At 75.1% G+C, this 14990-nt stretch carries 15 protein-coding genes; 9 read left to right on the forward strand and 6 right to left on the reverse strand.

The window, feature by feature from the left end:
- Entirely contained in the window at positions 1-2088 is a 2088-nt protein-coding gene (gene pknB, locus M0M48_RS06435; protein WP_257750507.1) for a Stk1 family PASTA domain-containing Ser/Thr kinase, read from the reverse strand.
- Positions 2089-2224: 136 nt separating this feature from the next.
- On the opposite strand from pknB, the gene M0M48_RS06440 reads away from it, so the two are divergent.
- The 3 genes from M0M48_RS06440 to M0M48_RS06450 are packed head-to-tail and all read left to right on the forward strand — an operon-like array spanning position 2225 to position 3521.
- Positions 2225-2599, forward strand: coding sequence for an Rv2175c family DNA-binding protein (locus tag M0M48_RS06440; RefSeq protein ID WP_257750508.1), 375 nt, complete (start codon positions 2225-2227; stop codon positions 2597-2599).
- 5 nt (positions 2600-2604) lie between these two features.
- Positions 2605-3114, forward strand: a complete 510-nt coding sequence (locus M0M48_RS06445; protein WP_257750509.1) for a ribonuclease domain-containing protein — start codon at positions 2605-2607, stop codon at positions 3112-3114.
- A complete protein-coding gene (locus M0M48_RS06450) occupies positions 3111-3521 on the forward strand; it encodes a barstar family protein (protein WP_257750510.1) in 411 nt (136 codons plus the stop codon). Before M0M48_RS06445 ends, M0M48_RS06450 begins: the two co-directional genes overlap by 4 nt.
- A gap of 3 nt (positions 3522-3524) precedes the next feature.
- On the opposite strand, the gene M0M48_RS06455 is transcribed toward M0M48_RS06450, so the two are convergent.
- Positions 3525-4613: a polyprenyl synthetase family protein gene (locus M0M48_RS06455; protein ID WP_257750511.1), complete on the reverse strand. Its 1089-nt coding sequence runs from the start codon at positions 4611-4613 to the stop codon at positions 3525-3527.
- Positions 4614-4688: 75 nt separating this feature from the next.
- Between M0M48_RS06455 and metF the strand changes: the two genes are divergently transcribed.
- The gene (gene metF / locus M0M48_RS06460; RefSeq protein ID WP_257750512.1) at positions 4689-5579 is read left to right on the forward strand and encodes a methylenetetrahydrofolate reductase [NAD(P)H]; all 891 of its coding nucleotides are present in this window, start codon (positions 4689-4691) and stop codon (positions 5577-5579) included.
- A 30-nt stretch (positions 5580-5609) separates the two neighbouring features.
- On the opposite strand, the gene M0M48_RS06465 is transcribed toward metF, so the two are convergent.
- On the reverse strand, positions 5610-6926 hold the full coding sequence (locus M0M48_RS06465; protein ID WP_257750513.1) for a phytoene desaturase family protein: 1317 nt from the start codon (positions 6924-6926) through the stop codon (positions 5610-5612).
- Positions 6927-6930: 4 nt separating this feature from the next.
- Positions 6931-7410, reverse strand: coding sequence for a YbaK/EbsC family protein (locus tag M0M48_RS06470; protein ID WP_257750514.1), 480 nt, complete (start codon positions 7408-7410; stop codon positions 6931-6933).
- Between the two features lie 52 nt (positions 7411-7462).
- Between M0M48_RS06470 and M0M48_RS06475 the strand changes: the two genes are divergently transcribed.
- The 5 genes from M0M48_RS06475 to M0M48_RS06495 all read left to right on the forward strand — a co-directional run bounded on the left by M0M48_RS06475 (position 7463) and on the right by M0M48_RS06495 (position 11170).
- Positions 7463-7984, forward strand: a complete 522-nt coding sequence (locus M0M48_RS06475) for a hypothetical protein (RefSeq protein ID WP_257750515.1) — start codon at positions 7463-7465, stop codon at positions 7982-7984.
- Between the two features lie 76 nt (positions 7985-8060).
- On the forward strand, positions 8061-8525 hold the full coding sequence (locus M0M48_RS06480) for an SAV_6107 family HEPN domain-containing protein (protein ID WP_257750516.1): 465 nt from the start codon (positions 8061-8063) through the stop codon (positions 8523-8525).
- A 56-nt stretch (positions 8526-8581) separates the two neighbouring features.
- Positions 8582-9295 (forward strand): methyltransferase domain-containing protein, encoded by a 714-nt coding sequence (locus tag M0M48_RS06485; RefSeq protein WP_215815168.1) that lies wholly within the window; start codon positions 8582-8584, stop codon positions 9293-9295.
- A 45-nt stretch (positions 9296-9340) separates the two neighbouring features.
- Entirely contained in the window at positions 9341-10606 is a 1266-nt protein-coding gene (gene dinB, locus M0M48_RS06490; protein WP_257750517.1) for a DNA polymerase IV, read from the forward strand.
- A 108-nt stretch (positions 10607-10714) separates the two neighbouring features.
- Positions 10715-11170, forward strand: a complete 456-nt coding sequence (locus M0M48_RS06495) for a DUF3040 domain-containing protein (protein ID WP_215815166.1) — start codon at positions 10715-10717, stop codon at positions 11168-11170.
- A 220-nt stretch (positions 11171-11390) separates the two neighbouring features.
- On the opposite strand, the gene M0M48_RS06500 is transcribed toward M0M48_RS06495, so the two are convergent.
- A complete protein-coding gene (locus M0M48_RS06500; protein WP_257750518.1) occupies positions 11391-13760 on the reverse strand; it encodes a transglutaminase family protein in 2370 nt (789 codons plus the stop codon).
- On the reverse strand, positions 13757-14983 hold the full coding sequence (locus M0M48_RS06505) for a DUF58 domain-containing protein (protein ID WP_257750519.1): 1227 nt from the start codon (positions 14981-14983) through the stop codon (positions 13757-13759). Before M0M48_RS06505 ends, M0M48_RS06500 begins: the two co-directional genes overlap by 4 nt.
- Between the last annotated feature and the right edge of the window lie 7 nt (positions 14984-14990).

Below are 14990 nucleotides of genomic sequence, written 5' to 3' on the forward strand. Positions count from 1 at the left end.
TCAGACGATATAGAGCACGATCGTGCTGCCCTTGCGCACCTTGGACCCGGCGTCGGGATCGGTGCTCCAGGCCACATTGCCGGACAGGTAGATCGTGGCGTGCTCGGTGCGCACCTTGAGCCCGAGGTCCTCGAGCTTGGCGATCGCGTCGTCGGTGGAGGAGTAGCGCACCGAGGGGACGGTCACCAGCGGCGGGCCCTGGGACACGGTGAGGGTGACGGTCTGGCCCTTGAACAGCGTGCCGTCGCGCGGGCTCTGGCTGATCACCCGGCCCTCGGGCACGTCCTCGCTGTACTTCTTCTCGATGTCGACGTCGAGGCCGCGCTTGCGCAGCACCCGCTCGGCGCGCTCGGCACTCTTGCCGGTCCAGGCGCCGACCTCGATCGGCTTGCGGCCCTTGCTGATGACGAGCTCGACGACCGTGCCCACGGGCAGGGTCTTGGCCGCGGGGGTGCCGTAGGCCGGGTTGCTCGTGATCACCTTGCCGGCGCCGACGGTCTCGGAGAACTTCTCCACGACCCGCCCGCCCTGGAACTTCACCTCGGCCAGCGCCGCCTCGGCCTGGTCGCGGGTGAGCCCGGCCAACCGGGGCAGGTCGTAGCGCTCGGGTCCCAGCGAGATGACGAGGGTGACCTCGCCACCGGGCAGGATCCGGTCGCCCGGGCCGGGGTCGGTGGAGATGACCTCGCCCTTGTCGACGGTCTCGGAGTAGGACTCCTCGCCGACCCGGACGGCGAGCCCGGCGTCGTCGATCTTGGCCTCGGCAGCGGCCGAGGTCAGCCCGATCACGCCCGGCGTCGAGGTGTAGCGGCCCCAGCCGAGCCACCAGCCGCCGGTACCGGCCACGGCGAGGAGCAGCGCGAGCACGATCACCCAGACCAACCCGCGCCGGCGCCGGCGCGGCCGCTGAGGGGCCGGTGCGGCGGCCGGGGTGGCCGGGACGGACGGCGGCGGGGGCGGCGGCGGTGCGGCGGCGATGACCGAGGTGCGCTCCCGGTCCCGGTCCTGGTCGCCACGCGGCGCGTCGGGGGAGACGAGGTCGGCGATGCCGTCCCACAGCGAGCTCACCGGCTCGGGCGTGGTGTCCGTGCCGGCCTCGTCGGACTCGGTGACCCGCGCCGACGGCAGCAGGTCGGCGACCAGCTCGGGGTCCTCGCGCACGCCGGCCCGCAGCGCCTGCTGGACCCGGTGCACCTGGTGGAGCAGGACGGCGGCGTCGCTGGAGCGCAGGCTGGGGTCGCGGGAGGTGGCGCGGGCGACGAGCGCGTCGACGTACGCCGGGATGCCGGGGACCACCGAGGACGGCGCGGGCACGTCGTGGTGGACGTGGCGGTAGGCGACCGCGATCGGCGTCTCGCCGGTGTGCGGCTTGGTGCCGGTCAGCAGCTCGAACAGGATCACGCCCGCGGCGTAGACGTCGGCGCGGGCGTCGGCCCGCTGCTCGACGACCAGCTCGGGCGCGAGGTAGGAGACCGTCCCGATGAGCACGCCGTTGGTCGCGGTGTGCTGGGTGTCGGCGGTGACCGCCTTGGCCAGGCCGAAGTCGGCGACCTTGATCCGGCCGTCGTCGGCGATGAGGACGTTCTCGGGCTTGACGTCGCGGTGCACCAGACCGGCCCGGTGTGCCGAGGCGAGCGCGGAGAGGATGGGGTCGAGCAGCGCCAGCGCCCGCTCGGGCGCCATCGGCGCCTCCTTGGCGATGGTGTCGCGCAGGGTGTGGCCCGGCACGTACTCCATGACCAGGTAGACCGTGCCGTCGCTGTCGTCGCGGCCTTGGTCGTAGACGGCGACCACGTGCGGGTGGGAGAGCCGGGCCGCGGCCTTGGCCTCGCGCACGAACCGCCGCGCGAAGGTGTCGTCGTCCGCCGTCGTCGCGTCGCCCAGGCCCGGGTGCATGATCTTGACCGCGACCGTGCGGTCGAGCCGGCTGTCGACGGCCTCGTAGACACTGGCCATGCCGCCGCGCGCGATGCGCGCGCCGACCCGGTAGCGCCCGTCGAGCAACCGCCCGAACTGGTGGTCCTCAGTGCGTGCGGGGTCGCCGGGGCGCGCGGCGCTGTCGCCGCGGGCGCGCTGGTCGTCGTGCACAGCGACCCTCCTGTGCATGTTCTGCTGGACCGGCCGGGGAAGGTGACCGGAACGACCATCGTACGGCGCGACCCCTCACGGACGCGGAGGCCACGCCGAGAGGTCTCCTCCCGGCTCCGTGGGGGAAGATGGCCCCATGACCGAACCGCGACTCGCCGACCACGACCTCGCCGCCCTCGTCGAGGCGTGGCTCGACTGGGACCAGGCCGCCGAGCTGATCGGGGTCACCGCCGCCAAGGTGCGCACGATGGTGCGCGACCACCAGCTCGCCGCGGCCGTGCCCGGCGACGGCCGCAAGCAGGGCGTCCCGGCCCTCTTCCTGACCGAGGACGGCGAGCCGGTCAAGGGCCTGCCCGGCCTGCTCACCGTGCTGCACGACAACGGCTTCGACGACCGCGAGTGCATCGCCTGGATCTTCCTCGACGCCGACCTCCCCGGCCGCCCGATCGACGCCCTGCTCGAGAACCGCGGCTCCGAGGTCAAGCGCCGCGCCCAGGCGCTGGCCTTCTGAGCACGATGCCGCGGCTCGGGGGGACGACCGGCAAGGTCGTCTCGACGCTCGTCACCGTCGTCCTGGTCCTGGGGCTGTGGTGGCTCCAGAGCCGCGGCTCCGACGGCTCCGGCGAGCCCGTCGCCCGCGACCCGGAGACCTCCGCGCCGTCGTCCGGATCGGGACCGTCCTCGCCCCCGGCGTCGGCGCCGGCGCCGGCGTCGATGCCGGACGCCGACGAGGACGGCATCGCCTACGTCGCGCTCACCTCGCTGCCCCGCGAGGCGGCCACGACGGTCCGGCTGATCGAAGCGGGCGGCCCGTACCCCTACCCGGGCAAGGACGGATCGACCTTCGGCAACTTCGAGGGTGAGCTGCCCCAGCGCCCGCGCGGCTACTACGCCGAGTACACCGTCGCGACCCCCGGCCTCTCCCACCGCGGCGCCCGCCGGATCATCGCCGGCGACGGCGGCCAGCTCTACTGGACCGAGGACCACTACGCGTCCTTCGAGCGGATCTGGCGGGCCGGCCGGTGAGCGGCCTCGCCGCCGTCCTGGCCGGCCGGCACACCCCGGGGGTGCACCGCTGGGAGTCCGCGCTCGACGTCGCCGACGTCCGCCACGCCGTCGAGCACGCCGGCTGGACCTTCGGGTACGTCGACGGCGCCGCCCTCGACACCACGCCCGCCGTGCTGCGCGCGATCGGTGACGCGCTCGCCTTCCCCGACCACTACGGCGTCAACCTCGACGCCCTCAACGACTGCCTGCGCGACCTGCCCGGCCCCACGGTGCTGCTGTGGGACGCCTGGAGCGGCTACGCGCGGGCCGAGCCGGCGCGGTTCGCGGTCGTCGTCGAGATCCTGGGGGAGCGGGGGCCCGAGGAGCCGCGGCTCGAGGTGCTGCTGCGCGGGCCGGGTCCCGACGGAGTGCCGGTCCTCGCGTAGGCGTCAGTAGGCGCGGCGCGTGGCCGCGGCGGCCAGCTGCTCCAGCACCCCGCACGCCTCGGCGTCCCAGCCCGCCTCGGCCTGACCGCGGCGCAGCGCCGCGACGGCCTGGTCGGCCAGCTCGTCGATGAGCGTGTCGACCTGGGCGCGGGCGCCGCAGCCGTCGATGATCGTGCGCAGGTCGGCCACCTCGGCCTCGGACAGCGAGGTGCCCAGGGCGGCGTCGAGCCGGGCGGCGTCGGCCTCGGGTGCGGCGTCGAGCGCCATCGCGACCAGGACGGTCCGCTTGCCCTCGACGAGGTCGTCACCGGCCGGCTTGCCGGTGGTGTCCGGGTCGCCGAAGACGCCGAGCACGTCGTCGCGCAGCTGGAAGGCCTCGCCCAGGGGCAGGCCGAACGCGGTGAGCAGGTCGAGCGTGGCGGCGTCGGCCCCGGCGAGCGCGGCGCCGACGTGGATCGGGCGCTCGATGGAGTACTTCGCCGACTTGTAGCGCAGCACGGTCATCGCCTGCTCGACGCTGGCCCGCCCGCGCGCCTGCACCGAGACGTCGAGGAACTGCCCGGCGATCACCTCGGAGCGGCACAGGTCGAAGACGTCGAGCGCGGGGCCGACCCGGTCCCAGCCGAGGCCGCAGTGGCGCAGCAGCTCGTCGGACCACGACAGCAGCAGGTCGCCGAGCAGGATGGCGGCCGCGGCGCCGTACTGCTGGGGCTGGCCGCGCCAGCCGTCGCTGCGGTGCTCGGCCTCGAAGGCGCGGTGGGTCGCGGCGCGGCCGCGGCGGGTGTCGCTGGCGTCCATCAGGTCGTCGTGGACCAGGGCGCTGGCGTGGAGCAGCTCGAGCGACGCCGCCGCCCGCCGTACGGCGGCCGCGTCGGCGCCGCTCGGAGCCCCCGCGAGCGCGGCGTAGCCCCAGTGGCAGAAGGCCGCGCGGAAGCGCTTGCCGCCCGACACGGTGACCCGGGCCTCGGCCAGCAGCCGGGCGGCGTCGTCGCCGAGCGGGGCGAGCCGGTCGGCCTGGGTGGCGAGGAAGGCGTCGAGGGTGGCCTGGACCTCGGTGCGGAAGGCGGTCGGGTCCCATGCCGGATTGGTCACCCCCTGAGCCTAGTGAGCGGGGGAATCCGCGAGATGGCGGGTCCGGGGCCGTCTCACCCTCCTACACTTCGCCCCATGACTACCGGTGCCGGACGCTCCCTCGGCGAGATCATCCGTGAGGGCGGGCGATCTTTCTCCTTCGAGTTCTTCCCCCCGAAGGACGAGGCAGGTGAAGCCCAGCTGTGGGACGCCATCCGCGCGTTGGAGCCCTATCGGCCCACCTTCGTCTCGGTGACCTACGGCGCCGGCGGCAGCACCCGCGACAAGACCGTCGCGATCACCGGCCGGATCGCCCGGGAGACCTCGCTGGTGCCGATGGCGCACCTGACCTGCGTCGGTCACACCCGCGACGAGCTGGGCACGATCCTCGACGCCTACGTCGCCGAGGGCGTCAGCCACGTCATGGCCCTGCGCGGCGACCCGCAGGAAGGCCCCCGCGCCGACTGGACGCCGACCGACGGCGGGCTCAACTACGCGCTCGACCTGGTCGAGCTCGCCCGCTCGCGCGGTGACTTCCGGGTCGGCGTCGCGGCGTTCCCCGAGGGCCACCCGTCGGCCGGCTCGCTCGACGCCGACGCCGACGTCCTCGCCGCCAAGGCCCGCGCGGGCGCCGAGTTCGCGGTGACCCAGATGTTCTTCCGTGCCTCGGACTACTTCGCGCTGGTCGAGCGGGTGCGCGAGCGCGGCGTCGACATCCCGATCCTGCCGGGCATCATGCCGATCCTGAACCTCAGCGCCATCCGCCGCCAGGGCGAGCTGATCGGCACGAGCGTCCCCGACGACATCGTCGCCCGGATCAGCGCCTACGACGGCGACCCCGCCGCGGTCCGTGCCGAGGGCATCAAGGTCGCCGCCGAGCTGTGCGACGAGCTGCTGGCCGGCGGTGCGCCGGGCCTGCACTTCTACACGCTCAACCGCTCCAAGGCGACGCTGGAGATCTTCGAGGCGCTCCAGATCACCGTCTGATCCGTCCGGCTGGTCCCTCCGGCTGAACCCTCAGGCGGGGCCGATCAGCTGCGCGACGAGCGCGGCCGACTGGGTCACGAACGGCACGCCCGCGCCCGGAGCGGCGTGCGCCCCCGCGGCGTACACGCCCGGGATGGGGGTGCTCGGACCGAGCCGGTTGCGGACGGTGCCCCGGCCCTGCCACAGCACGCCCATCGGCGAGCCGCGCCACTGCTCCACGAGGTCGCGGGGGGACAGGTCGACCCGGGTGACGACGTGCTCGCGGACGTCGATCTTGTGCCGGGCCAGCGCGTCGAGCAGGTCCTCGGCGATCTTGCCGCGGCCGTGCACGGTCCAGGCGGTGCAGCCGTCGGGGGCGATGCCGCCCGGGCGCACGGTCAGCATCGGCTCCTCGTGGATCACCAGCTCGTGCTCCAGCTCGGGTACGTCGCCGCGCAGGCCCAGGTGCGCCACGACCGGCGGGATCGCCGGCATGGTCCGCTCGACGTACGGCGCGAGCGCGGGCAGTCGGCGCGGGTCGACCGCCACCACGACGGCATCGGCCTCGGCGTCGCCCTCGGCGGTGCGCACCGCGGCGACCCGCCCCTCGCGCACCACCAGGTCGAGCACCTCGACGCCGGTACGGACCGTGACCCCGCGGGTCTGCAGCCGCGCGCCGAGCAGGTAGGCGATCCGCCCCATCCCGCCGGGCACCCGCCAGCCCCCGAAGATCTGCTCGACGTAGCTGTGCACACCCACCCACGAGGGGACGTTGCGCAGGTCGTGCCCCTCGGCGACCGCCGGGTAGCCCGCCACCAGCGCCAGCCGCTCGTCGCGGAAGTCGTGGCGCAGCCGCTTGTAGAGCGTCTCGCGGATGGCGAACAGGGCGGCGAGCTCCTTGGGCACCGCGCCCTTCGTGTACGGGTCCCACGGTGCCTCGACGTAGTGCTGGCGCAGCAGCGTCCACACGTCGGCGTAGATGTCGACGTGGCGGACCCACTTGTCGCCCAGCCCGGTCCCGAGCTCCTCGAACGCCGCGTGCTGGTCGGCCCGGGAGCCGCCCGGCAGGCGGATCGAGGTGCGGTCCGCGAACCGGTGCTCGCGCACGATCGGCAGCGGCTCGAGCTCGGCACCGAGCTCCTTCTCCAACGGCCGGCCGGACTTGCGGAACAGGTCGCGCAGCGCGGCCGGGAGCAGCGTGGACGCCGGGCCGGCGTCCCAGACGAAGCCGTCGCGCTCGACCGGCGCGAGCGCGCCGCCGAGCTGGCCGGAGGCCTCCAGGAGCGCGACCTCGTGGCCGAGCTTGGCCAGCCGGGCCGCGGCGGCCATGCCGCCCAGGCCGCCGCCGATGACGACGATGCGTGCCACGGGCTCAGTCCTGCGCGACGACGAGGGGCGTCGCGCCGGTCAGGCTGCGCAGCTCGTCGTAGGTCGTGGCGAAGACGGCGGCCGGGTGGCCCGCGGCGGCCCACACCACGTCGTACCGCTCGAGCCAGGGGTCGAGGTACGTCGCGACCGGGGTCGGGTGGCCGATGGGGGAGACGCCGCCGATGACCTGGCCGGTGTGCTCGCGGACGAACTCCGGCTTCGCCCGGCGCAGGGCCGGCCCGCCGAGCGTCGTACGGACCAGGTTGGTGTCGACTCGGTGCGCTCCTGACGTGAGGATCAGCACAGGGGTTCCGTCGGCATCGAAGAGCAGACTGTTGGCGATCGCCCCCACCTCGCAGCCGAGCGCCTCGGCGGCCAGTGCGGCGGTGTGGACCGAGTCGGGCAGAATGACGATCTGGCCGGTTCCACCCCGGCGCTGGTGCTCGTCGCGGAACCGGGTGATCGAGGGATGCTCGGCCGACATGGGGCTGACCCTATCGACCGAGTCCCGGAACGACCCACGTACTGGAGGAACGATGATCAAGCGCCCGGCCGCAGTCGAGCTCGCCTGCTGGCTGCTGTGGTTCCTGGTGGCCGCCGGTCTGCTCGTGTGCGTGCTCGTCGTCGTGCAGCGCGACCAGCTCGGCTCGGTGTGGTCCCCGATGCAGGTCGGTGACAGCACGGTGCAGCCGGTGGAGTTCGTGCCGGTCATCCTCGTGCTCTACGGCGTGACCGCGGTGCTCGCCCTCACCCTGATCGCGCTCTACCGCGCCGGGCACAACTGGGCGCGCCACTCGCTGGCCGCCATCGCGGCCGGGATCTTCGTCGTCGCCGTCGGTACCGTGCGCACCAACCCGCCGACCCTGGTCGACGGCATGGCCATCGCGGCCGCGGTGATCAGCGCGGTGACGCTCGTGTTCGTCTGGCACCCCCAGAGCCGCGAGTTCGTCCGGACCATGGGCGTGCCGCCCGAGCTGCGCGAGGGCGCTGTCGAGGCTCCCGGCGCTGCTGAGGCCGACCAGGACGCCCCGCGCGCCGAGGTCCCCACCGACTCTTGACCTTGTGTCGGAGGGCGGGTGTACCGTCGGAGACGTTCGAACAGATGTTCGAACACGACCCGAAGGAGACCCCGCCGTGGCCCCGCACAACGCACCCTTCACGGTCAGCCCGCACAGCCTGCCGGCGACCACCCACAACTACCTCCTGCGCTCGGCGGAGTCGCTGAGCGAGGCGGTGGCCGCGCGCGACGTCCCGACCCGCTACGCGTGCGCCCACGTCGCCGCGCTGCGCGCCGCGGCCGCGCTGCTCGCCGCCCGGGCCCGCCCGGCCGCCCCGCCGCGCCGGCGCGGCCAGAAGAACGCCTGGGTCCTGCTCGCCGAGGTGGCCCCCGAGCTCGGTGAGTGGGCGACCTTCTTCGCGGCCGGTGCCGCCAAGCGGGCCGCCGCCGAGGCGGGCTCGACCCGGGCGGTGACCGAGCGCGAGGCCGACGACCTGGTCCGCGACGCCGACCGCTTCCTGGCCCTGGTCGAGCAGTCCCTCGGCCTGACCCCCCACCGGCTGCTGGGCGAGCGGCTCGCCGGGCGCGCGGTGGCCGGCTGAGGGCCGCCCGACGCGTCGGCGGGGTCTGGGGCAGGGGGATCAGTAGTGTTCAGCGCATGGCCTCTCGCGAGCAGCGTGGATCGGTGCGGACCGCGGTCGTCTGGGACGCCCTCGAAGCGGCGCTCTCGGGCGGTCCGCGCGACGTGGTCGACCTGGGTGGCGGCACCGGCGGGTTCGCCGTACGGCTGGCGGAGTCGGGTCACCGGGTCCGCGTGGTCGACCCGAGCCCGGACGCGCTGGCGGCGCTGGCGCGCCGCGCGCGCGAGGTCGACCTCGACGTCTCCGGCCTCCAGGGCGATGTCGCCGACCTGGTCGACGTCGTCGGCCCCGGCAGCGCCGACGTCGTCTTGTGCCACGGCGTCCTCGAGGTCGTCGACCCCGTCCTCGCCCTCGACCGGATCAGCCAGGTCCTGCGCCCCGGCGGCCTGCTCAGCCTCGTCGTCGGCCAGCGCCACGCCGCCGTCATCACCCGCGCCATGGCCGGCCACTTCCAGCTCGCCCGGACCCTCCTCGACGACCCGGCCCCCGTCGACGCCCGCACCGGACGCCGCTTCACCGCCCCCGAGATCACCGACCTCCTCGCCGCGGCCGGCTTCGGCGACCTCTCGGTCCACGCGGTCCGGGTCTTCGCCGACCTCGTCCCGGCCGCCCTCGTCGACCACGAGCCCGGCGCCGCGGCGGCGCTGGTCGACCTGGAGCGCGCGGTCGCCCAACGCCCCGAGTACCTCCCGCTCGCCACGCAGCTGCACGTCCTCGCCACCCGGGGCTGAGCCCCGCCCCGGCCTCGGGCCCGGCCCTCGTCCGGGGTCGCGCCGATGACCGGGGCCAGCGCCGGCGACGGCGCCGCGACCGAGCCCGCGTCGGCGCCCGAGCCGGCGCCGGTGCGCTGCCCGATCCTGCACGTCGACATGGACGCCTTCTACGCCTCGGTGATGATCCGCGACCGCCCCGAGCTCCAGCACGTCCCGGTCGTGGTCGGCGGCGGCCACCGCGGCGTGGTGCTCTCGGCCAACTACCCGGCGCGGGCCTACGGCATCCGCTCGGGCATGTCCGGTACCGAGGCCCAGCGGCTGTGCCCGGGCGCGATCACCGTGCCGCCCGACTTCAGCGTGCTCACGCCGGTGTCCAAGGCGATCATGGAGACCTTCCGCACGGTGACCCCCGTGGTCGAGGTGACCTCCCTCGACGAGGCCTTCCTCGACGTACGCGGCGCGGTGCGGCTGTTCGGCCCGCCCGAGGCGATCGCCGAGCGCATCCGCGCGACCATCCGCGCCGAGCACGGCATCGCCTGCTCGGTCGGCATCGCCGCCTCCGTCTCGGTCGCCAAGCTCGCCAGTCGCCAGGCCAAGCCCGACGGCGTCCGGGTGATCAGCCCCGACCGGTTCGTGGCCGAGGTCCACCCGCTCGACGTCGGGGTCCTCTACGGCGTCGGCGAGGCGACCCGGCAGCGCCTGCACCGGATCGGGCTGATCACGGTGGGCGACGTCGCCACGTTCTCGCGCGAGCAGCTGCGCCAGATGCTCGGACGTCACCTCGGCGGCCACCTCCACGCCCTGGTGTGGGGCCGGGACCGGACCGAGCTCGTCCCCGGCGGCGCCGGCGTCTTCGGCTTCGGCGAGGGCGAGCCCGAGGGCAGCATGGGTGCCCAGCACACGCTCGCGATCGACCTGCGCGACCGCGCGGCGCTGCGCCGCGAGCTGCTCCGGCTCACTGCCCGGGTCGTGGCCCGGGTCCGCGGCGCCGGACGCCGGGGGCGCACGGTGACCGTGACGGTGCGGTTCACCGACTTCACGACCGTCCAGCGCTCGCGCACCCTGCCGGAGCCGACCGACATCACCCAGGAGGTCTACGCGACCGCCGTACCGCTGCTCGAGGGGCTGCTCGACGACCGCCGCCCCCGCCCGGTCGCGGTCCGCCTGGTCGGCGTCCGGGTCGAGGGACTGCGCCACCTGCGCCCCGGCGACGGCCGCCAGCTCGCCCTCGGCGAGCGCGACCCGGGCTGGTCCGACGCCGACCGCGCGGTCGACCGGGCCACCGACCGCTTCGGTCACGCGGCCGTACGACGGGCCAGCCTGCTCTGATCGGGACCGGCAATTTCGGGGGAGCCCTACCACCGCTGGACCCGGCTGCCTACACTTGGAGGAAGTCAACGGCGGAGCCATTCCGCCTCGCATGTGTCGGAGGAGCCGGTGCCACTCTCGGAAGAGGAGCTGCGTCTGCTGGAGCAGATGGAGCGCGCCCTCAGCGAGGAAGACCCGAAGTTCGCCTCCACCCTGCGCGGAACCACCTTGCGCCAGGCGGCTCGCCGCCGCGCGATCCTCGCCGGCGTCGTCTTCGCCGTCGGTGTCGCGGTGATGATGGGCGGTGCCGTCAGCGGCTACTGGCCCGTCGGCGTGGCCGGCTTCGTGATCATGCTGGCCTCGGCCACCCTGCTGCTGAGCTCCGTACGCGGCCAGCGCGGCGGCGCCGCAGCCCCCTCGGTCTCCTCGCACCCCTCCGGCTTCGGCGTGATCGACGGTGGCCGACGCCACCACCACGGTCGCGGCGGCCACGGTCACAACCGTGGCGGCGGCCGGTCCTCGTCGGGGTTCATGGACAACCTCCAGGCGCGCTGGCGCCGGCGCCGCGACGGCGGCGGCTACTGAGCCCTCCGGCTCGCCGCCTCACACCCCACCGCCTCACCGCCCGCCGGGCAGCCCGGCAGCCCGGCAGTCCGCCGCCCCGCCCAGAGCGCGCCGCCGCCCCCGAGCGCGGAGGGCGCTGAGCTCAGCCGCGCTGCCGGTCTAGGCCGGGCACGCCCGGCCCGTCCGGCGTGCCCGGCGTGCCCGGCGTGCCCGGCGTGAGGCCGCCGGACCGCCGTCAGCCTCAGCGCCGGAGCAGCGCCTGCCACACCGACCGCGGCACCCAGACCGCCCGCCGCCGCGCCCGCGGCGTGACCCCTGCCTCGAGCGAGGCGACGACCAGGACGGCGTCGGTGGCCAGGGAGGTGTCGGCGCGCTCGAGGGTGGCGACGGCGCCGGGGCGCGCGTAGCGGGCGTGCTCGACGCGGCGGACGAGCCGGTCGAGGGCGTCGGTGGCGTCGGGGGCGACCTCGGGGCCGGTCCGGGGGCGTTCGGGACGCCGGTCCGGGTCGGTGGTGGGGTCGGCGAGGTGGTCGACGAGGACGGTGCTGACCTCGCGGGGGGAGCGGCCGTCGGTCCAGGGGATGCCGAGGTCGCGGGCGGTGGCGCGCAGCTCGGCCCAGGCCTGGTCCGGGTCGCCGGAGGCGAGGCGGTGCTGCCGGTCGCGACGGCGTACGGCGCGCGGGCCGCCGAGGGCGCCCGCGGCGAGCAGCAGCACCAGGAGGCTGATGCCGCCGCCGATGAGGACCGGCGTCGGGATGCCCTGGTCCTGGCCGGCGCCGTCGGCGCCGGTGTCGCGCTCGGGCCGCGGCTTGGCGCTGGGCCGCTGGTTGGGGCCGACGGTGGTGGTGCCGCCCGAGGGAGCCTGGCTGCTGGACGACGGCAGGTCGGTCGGGTCCACGCCGCTGCCCGCGACCGGTACCCGGCTGTAGGCCGGCACGTCCTCGACGCGTCCGCTCGGGGTCGGCTCGAAGCGGACCCAGCCGGCGCCGGCGAAGTACAGCTCGGGCCAGGCGTGGAGGTCGTGGCTGCTGTACTCCCACACGCCGGCGTCGATCTCGGTCGGCTCCAGGAAGCCGACCGCGACCCGGGCGGGGATGCCGAGGGTGCGCGCCATCACGGCCATGGCGGAGGCGTACTGCTCGCAGTAGCCGACCCGGCCGTCGCGGGCCAGGAAGGTCGCGAGGGTCTCGTTGCCGGTGCCGTCGGGGGCGCGGCGCAGGTCGTAGGTGAAGCCGCCGTCCTGGCGGAACCAGCGCTGCAGCAGCAGCGCGCGCTCGTAGTCGTCGCGGGCGGGCTCGGTGACGCTGTCGGCGAGGTTGCGCACGATCGGGGGCACGGTGCCGGGCACGCGGAGCAGCTCGGGAGGGACGTCGTTGGGCTGGGGGTCGCCGAAGAAGCGGCCGTCGGTGCCGTAGTCCGGGTCGATCCCGGTCATCGTGTAGTCGAGGCCCTGGGTGGTGAGCCCGTTGTCGGCGGCGAGGAAGTCCATCGTCGTGGGGTCGAAGCGCCAGTCGCCCTCGGCGTCGACGGCCGCGGCCGGGAACTGGGTGGGCAGCCAGGTCGAGTCGAAGGCGTCGGTGATGGAGACGTCGTAGTCGTAGGTCGTCGTGGGTACGTCGGGGGAGAGCCCCTGCGGGCGGGGGAGCGCACCGTCGGCGACGTCATTGCTCGCCACGTCGCGGTCGCCGCTGCTCCACTCGTCGCCGGTGTAGCGGTTGAGCACCGACACCCGCAGGTACGACGGCGCCGGGTCGTCCGTGCTGATCCGGATCAGCGGCACGTCCCGCCCGCGCTCCAGGTCGCGGCGCATGTCGGCGATGGGCTTGCGGATCCGGATGTCGCCGTCGCCGCTCCCGGTCCCGAGGTCGAGGACGTCGACCGCCAGGACCGGCACGAAGGTGGGCACGACGAGCGCGAGGGCGGTGGCGGTGACGCCGATCCGCCCGGCGCCGGCGCGCATCGCCTCGCGCAGCGGGTTGCCGTGGCGCCACAGGGTGTCGTCCTCGGGGCCGACGGTGCGACCCCAGCGCAGCAGGTGGTCGCGCGACTCGAGGTGGAGCAGCACGAGGAAGCCGGCCGCCGCGGCGGCGAAGCTGCCCCAGCCGGGGCCGGAGTCGAGCAGTCCGCTGGGCACCGAGTAGACGGCGAGCAGGACCAGTCCGGCGATCGGCACCCGGTGGTAGGTGCAGGCGATGATGTCGACGAGCACGATGAACAGCGCGCCGAGCACGACCAGGAGCGGCCAGACCGGCGGGACGCTGGCGCTGATCGGGGCGGCGTACTGGCGGGCGGAGTCGAGGGAGGTCTCGACCGCGTGCCACAGCTCGGTGCCCGCCCCGCCCAGGGGCAGCAGGGCGCCGGTGATCTCGCGGGTGACCAGGACGGTGCCGAGGAGCACCTGGGCGAGCGCGGTGACCCAGCGCGGCGCGCCGACCCAGCGCAGGACGGCGCCGAGCAGGGCGACGAGGACGGCGAGCACGGCGAGCGGTCCGAGATAGCTGCCGCGCTCGACGACGAAGCCGTGCCACGAGGTCAGTGCCGCCCAGGCGGTGAGCGCGGCGACGACGCTGACCAGCAGCGTGGGGCCGATCGGCCCGCGGTGCCGGCTCATCGGGCACCCCCTCCGCGGACGGGGGAGCGGCCGAGGTCGCGCCAGGCGGTGTCGAGGCTGTCACGCGGGCCGAGCCCGGTCGCGCGCCACGACATCGAGAGCAGGGGAGCGGCGGCCGCGGCGGGCCCGGGGCCGACCCGGGACGGCGACCACTGCTCGACGTCGAGGACCAGCGCGAGCGCGGTCCCGGCGTCGTGACGGATGCGGCGCAGCGACGCGGTGTCGTTGGGCAGGAAGCCCCCGAGCACGGCGACGACCACGCCCCCGCGGGCCTGCTCGCCGGACCAGCCGACCTCGAGCGTGGCCCGGTGGCTGAGGTCGAGCACGGCGAGCCGCTCCAGCGCCTCCTCGGCGCCGTCGGCGGCCGCGCCGTCGGCCGTCGCCAGGCGTACGGCGTACCCGTGCTGCTCGAGGTGGACCGCGACGGACGCGGCGGTGATGATCGCGGCCTCCAGGCTGGAGGCGGGTCCCTGGCCGCGGTGGGCCAGGTTGCGGTTGTCGAGCAGGACCGTCGCGTGCGCCTCCCAGGGCTGCTCCTCGCGGCGCACCATCAGCTCGCCGATCCGCGCCGAGCTGCGCCAGTGGACCCGGCGCAGGTCGTCGCCGCGGCGGTACTCGCGCACGCTGACGTCCTCGGACGAGCCCGATGCGAACGCCTGCGGCCGGTGCTCTCCGGCGCCCTGCCAGCCACCCGACAGCGGGATCGACGGCAGCGGTACGACGCGTGGCGTGACCGTCAGCTGGGCGGTCGTGCCGATCGCCCGGCGCCGCTCGACCAGGCCGAACGGGTCGACCAGCCGCGCGACGAGCGGGCCCACGACGTAGCGGCCGCGGATGTCGGAGCGCACCGGGTACGACACGGTCCGCTCCCACTGCCCGCCCAGACCCTGGAGCACGAAGCGGGCCCGGCCGCCGAGCGCGTAGGGGAGCGTGTCCTCGATGAGGAGGGCGCCGTCGGAGCGCTTGCGCTCGCTGGCGATCGTCAGGTCGATCCGTGCGGACTCACCCGCGCGCAGGAGCCGTGGCCAGACGGTCCGGCTGACCGTGGGGTCGTGCTTGCGGCGCGAGACCACCAGCGCGGCCAGCAGCGGCAGCGTCGCGATCAGCACGCCCACCCGGGTCAGCGCCGGCTGGCCGAAGACGACCGCGCACAGGATCGCGGTGATCCCCGCCGCGACGAACGCGCGGCCGCGGAGCGTCAGGGACGACAGGGCACGGCGCACGGACCGG

It is taken from the genome of Pimelobacter simplex (genome assembly GCF_024662235.1).
Lineage (GTDB): Bacteria > Actinomycetota > Actinomycetes > Propionibacteriales > Nocardioidaceae > Nocardioides.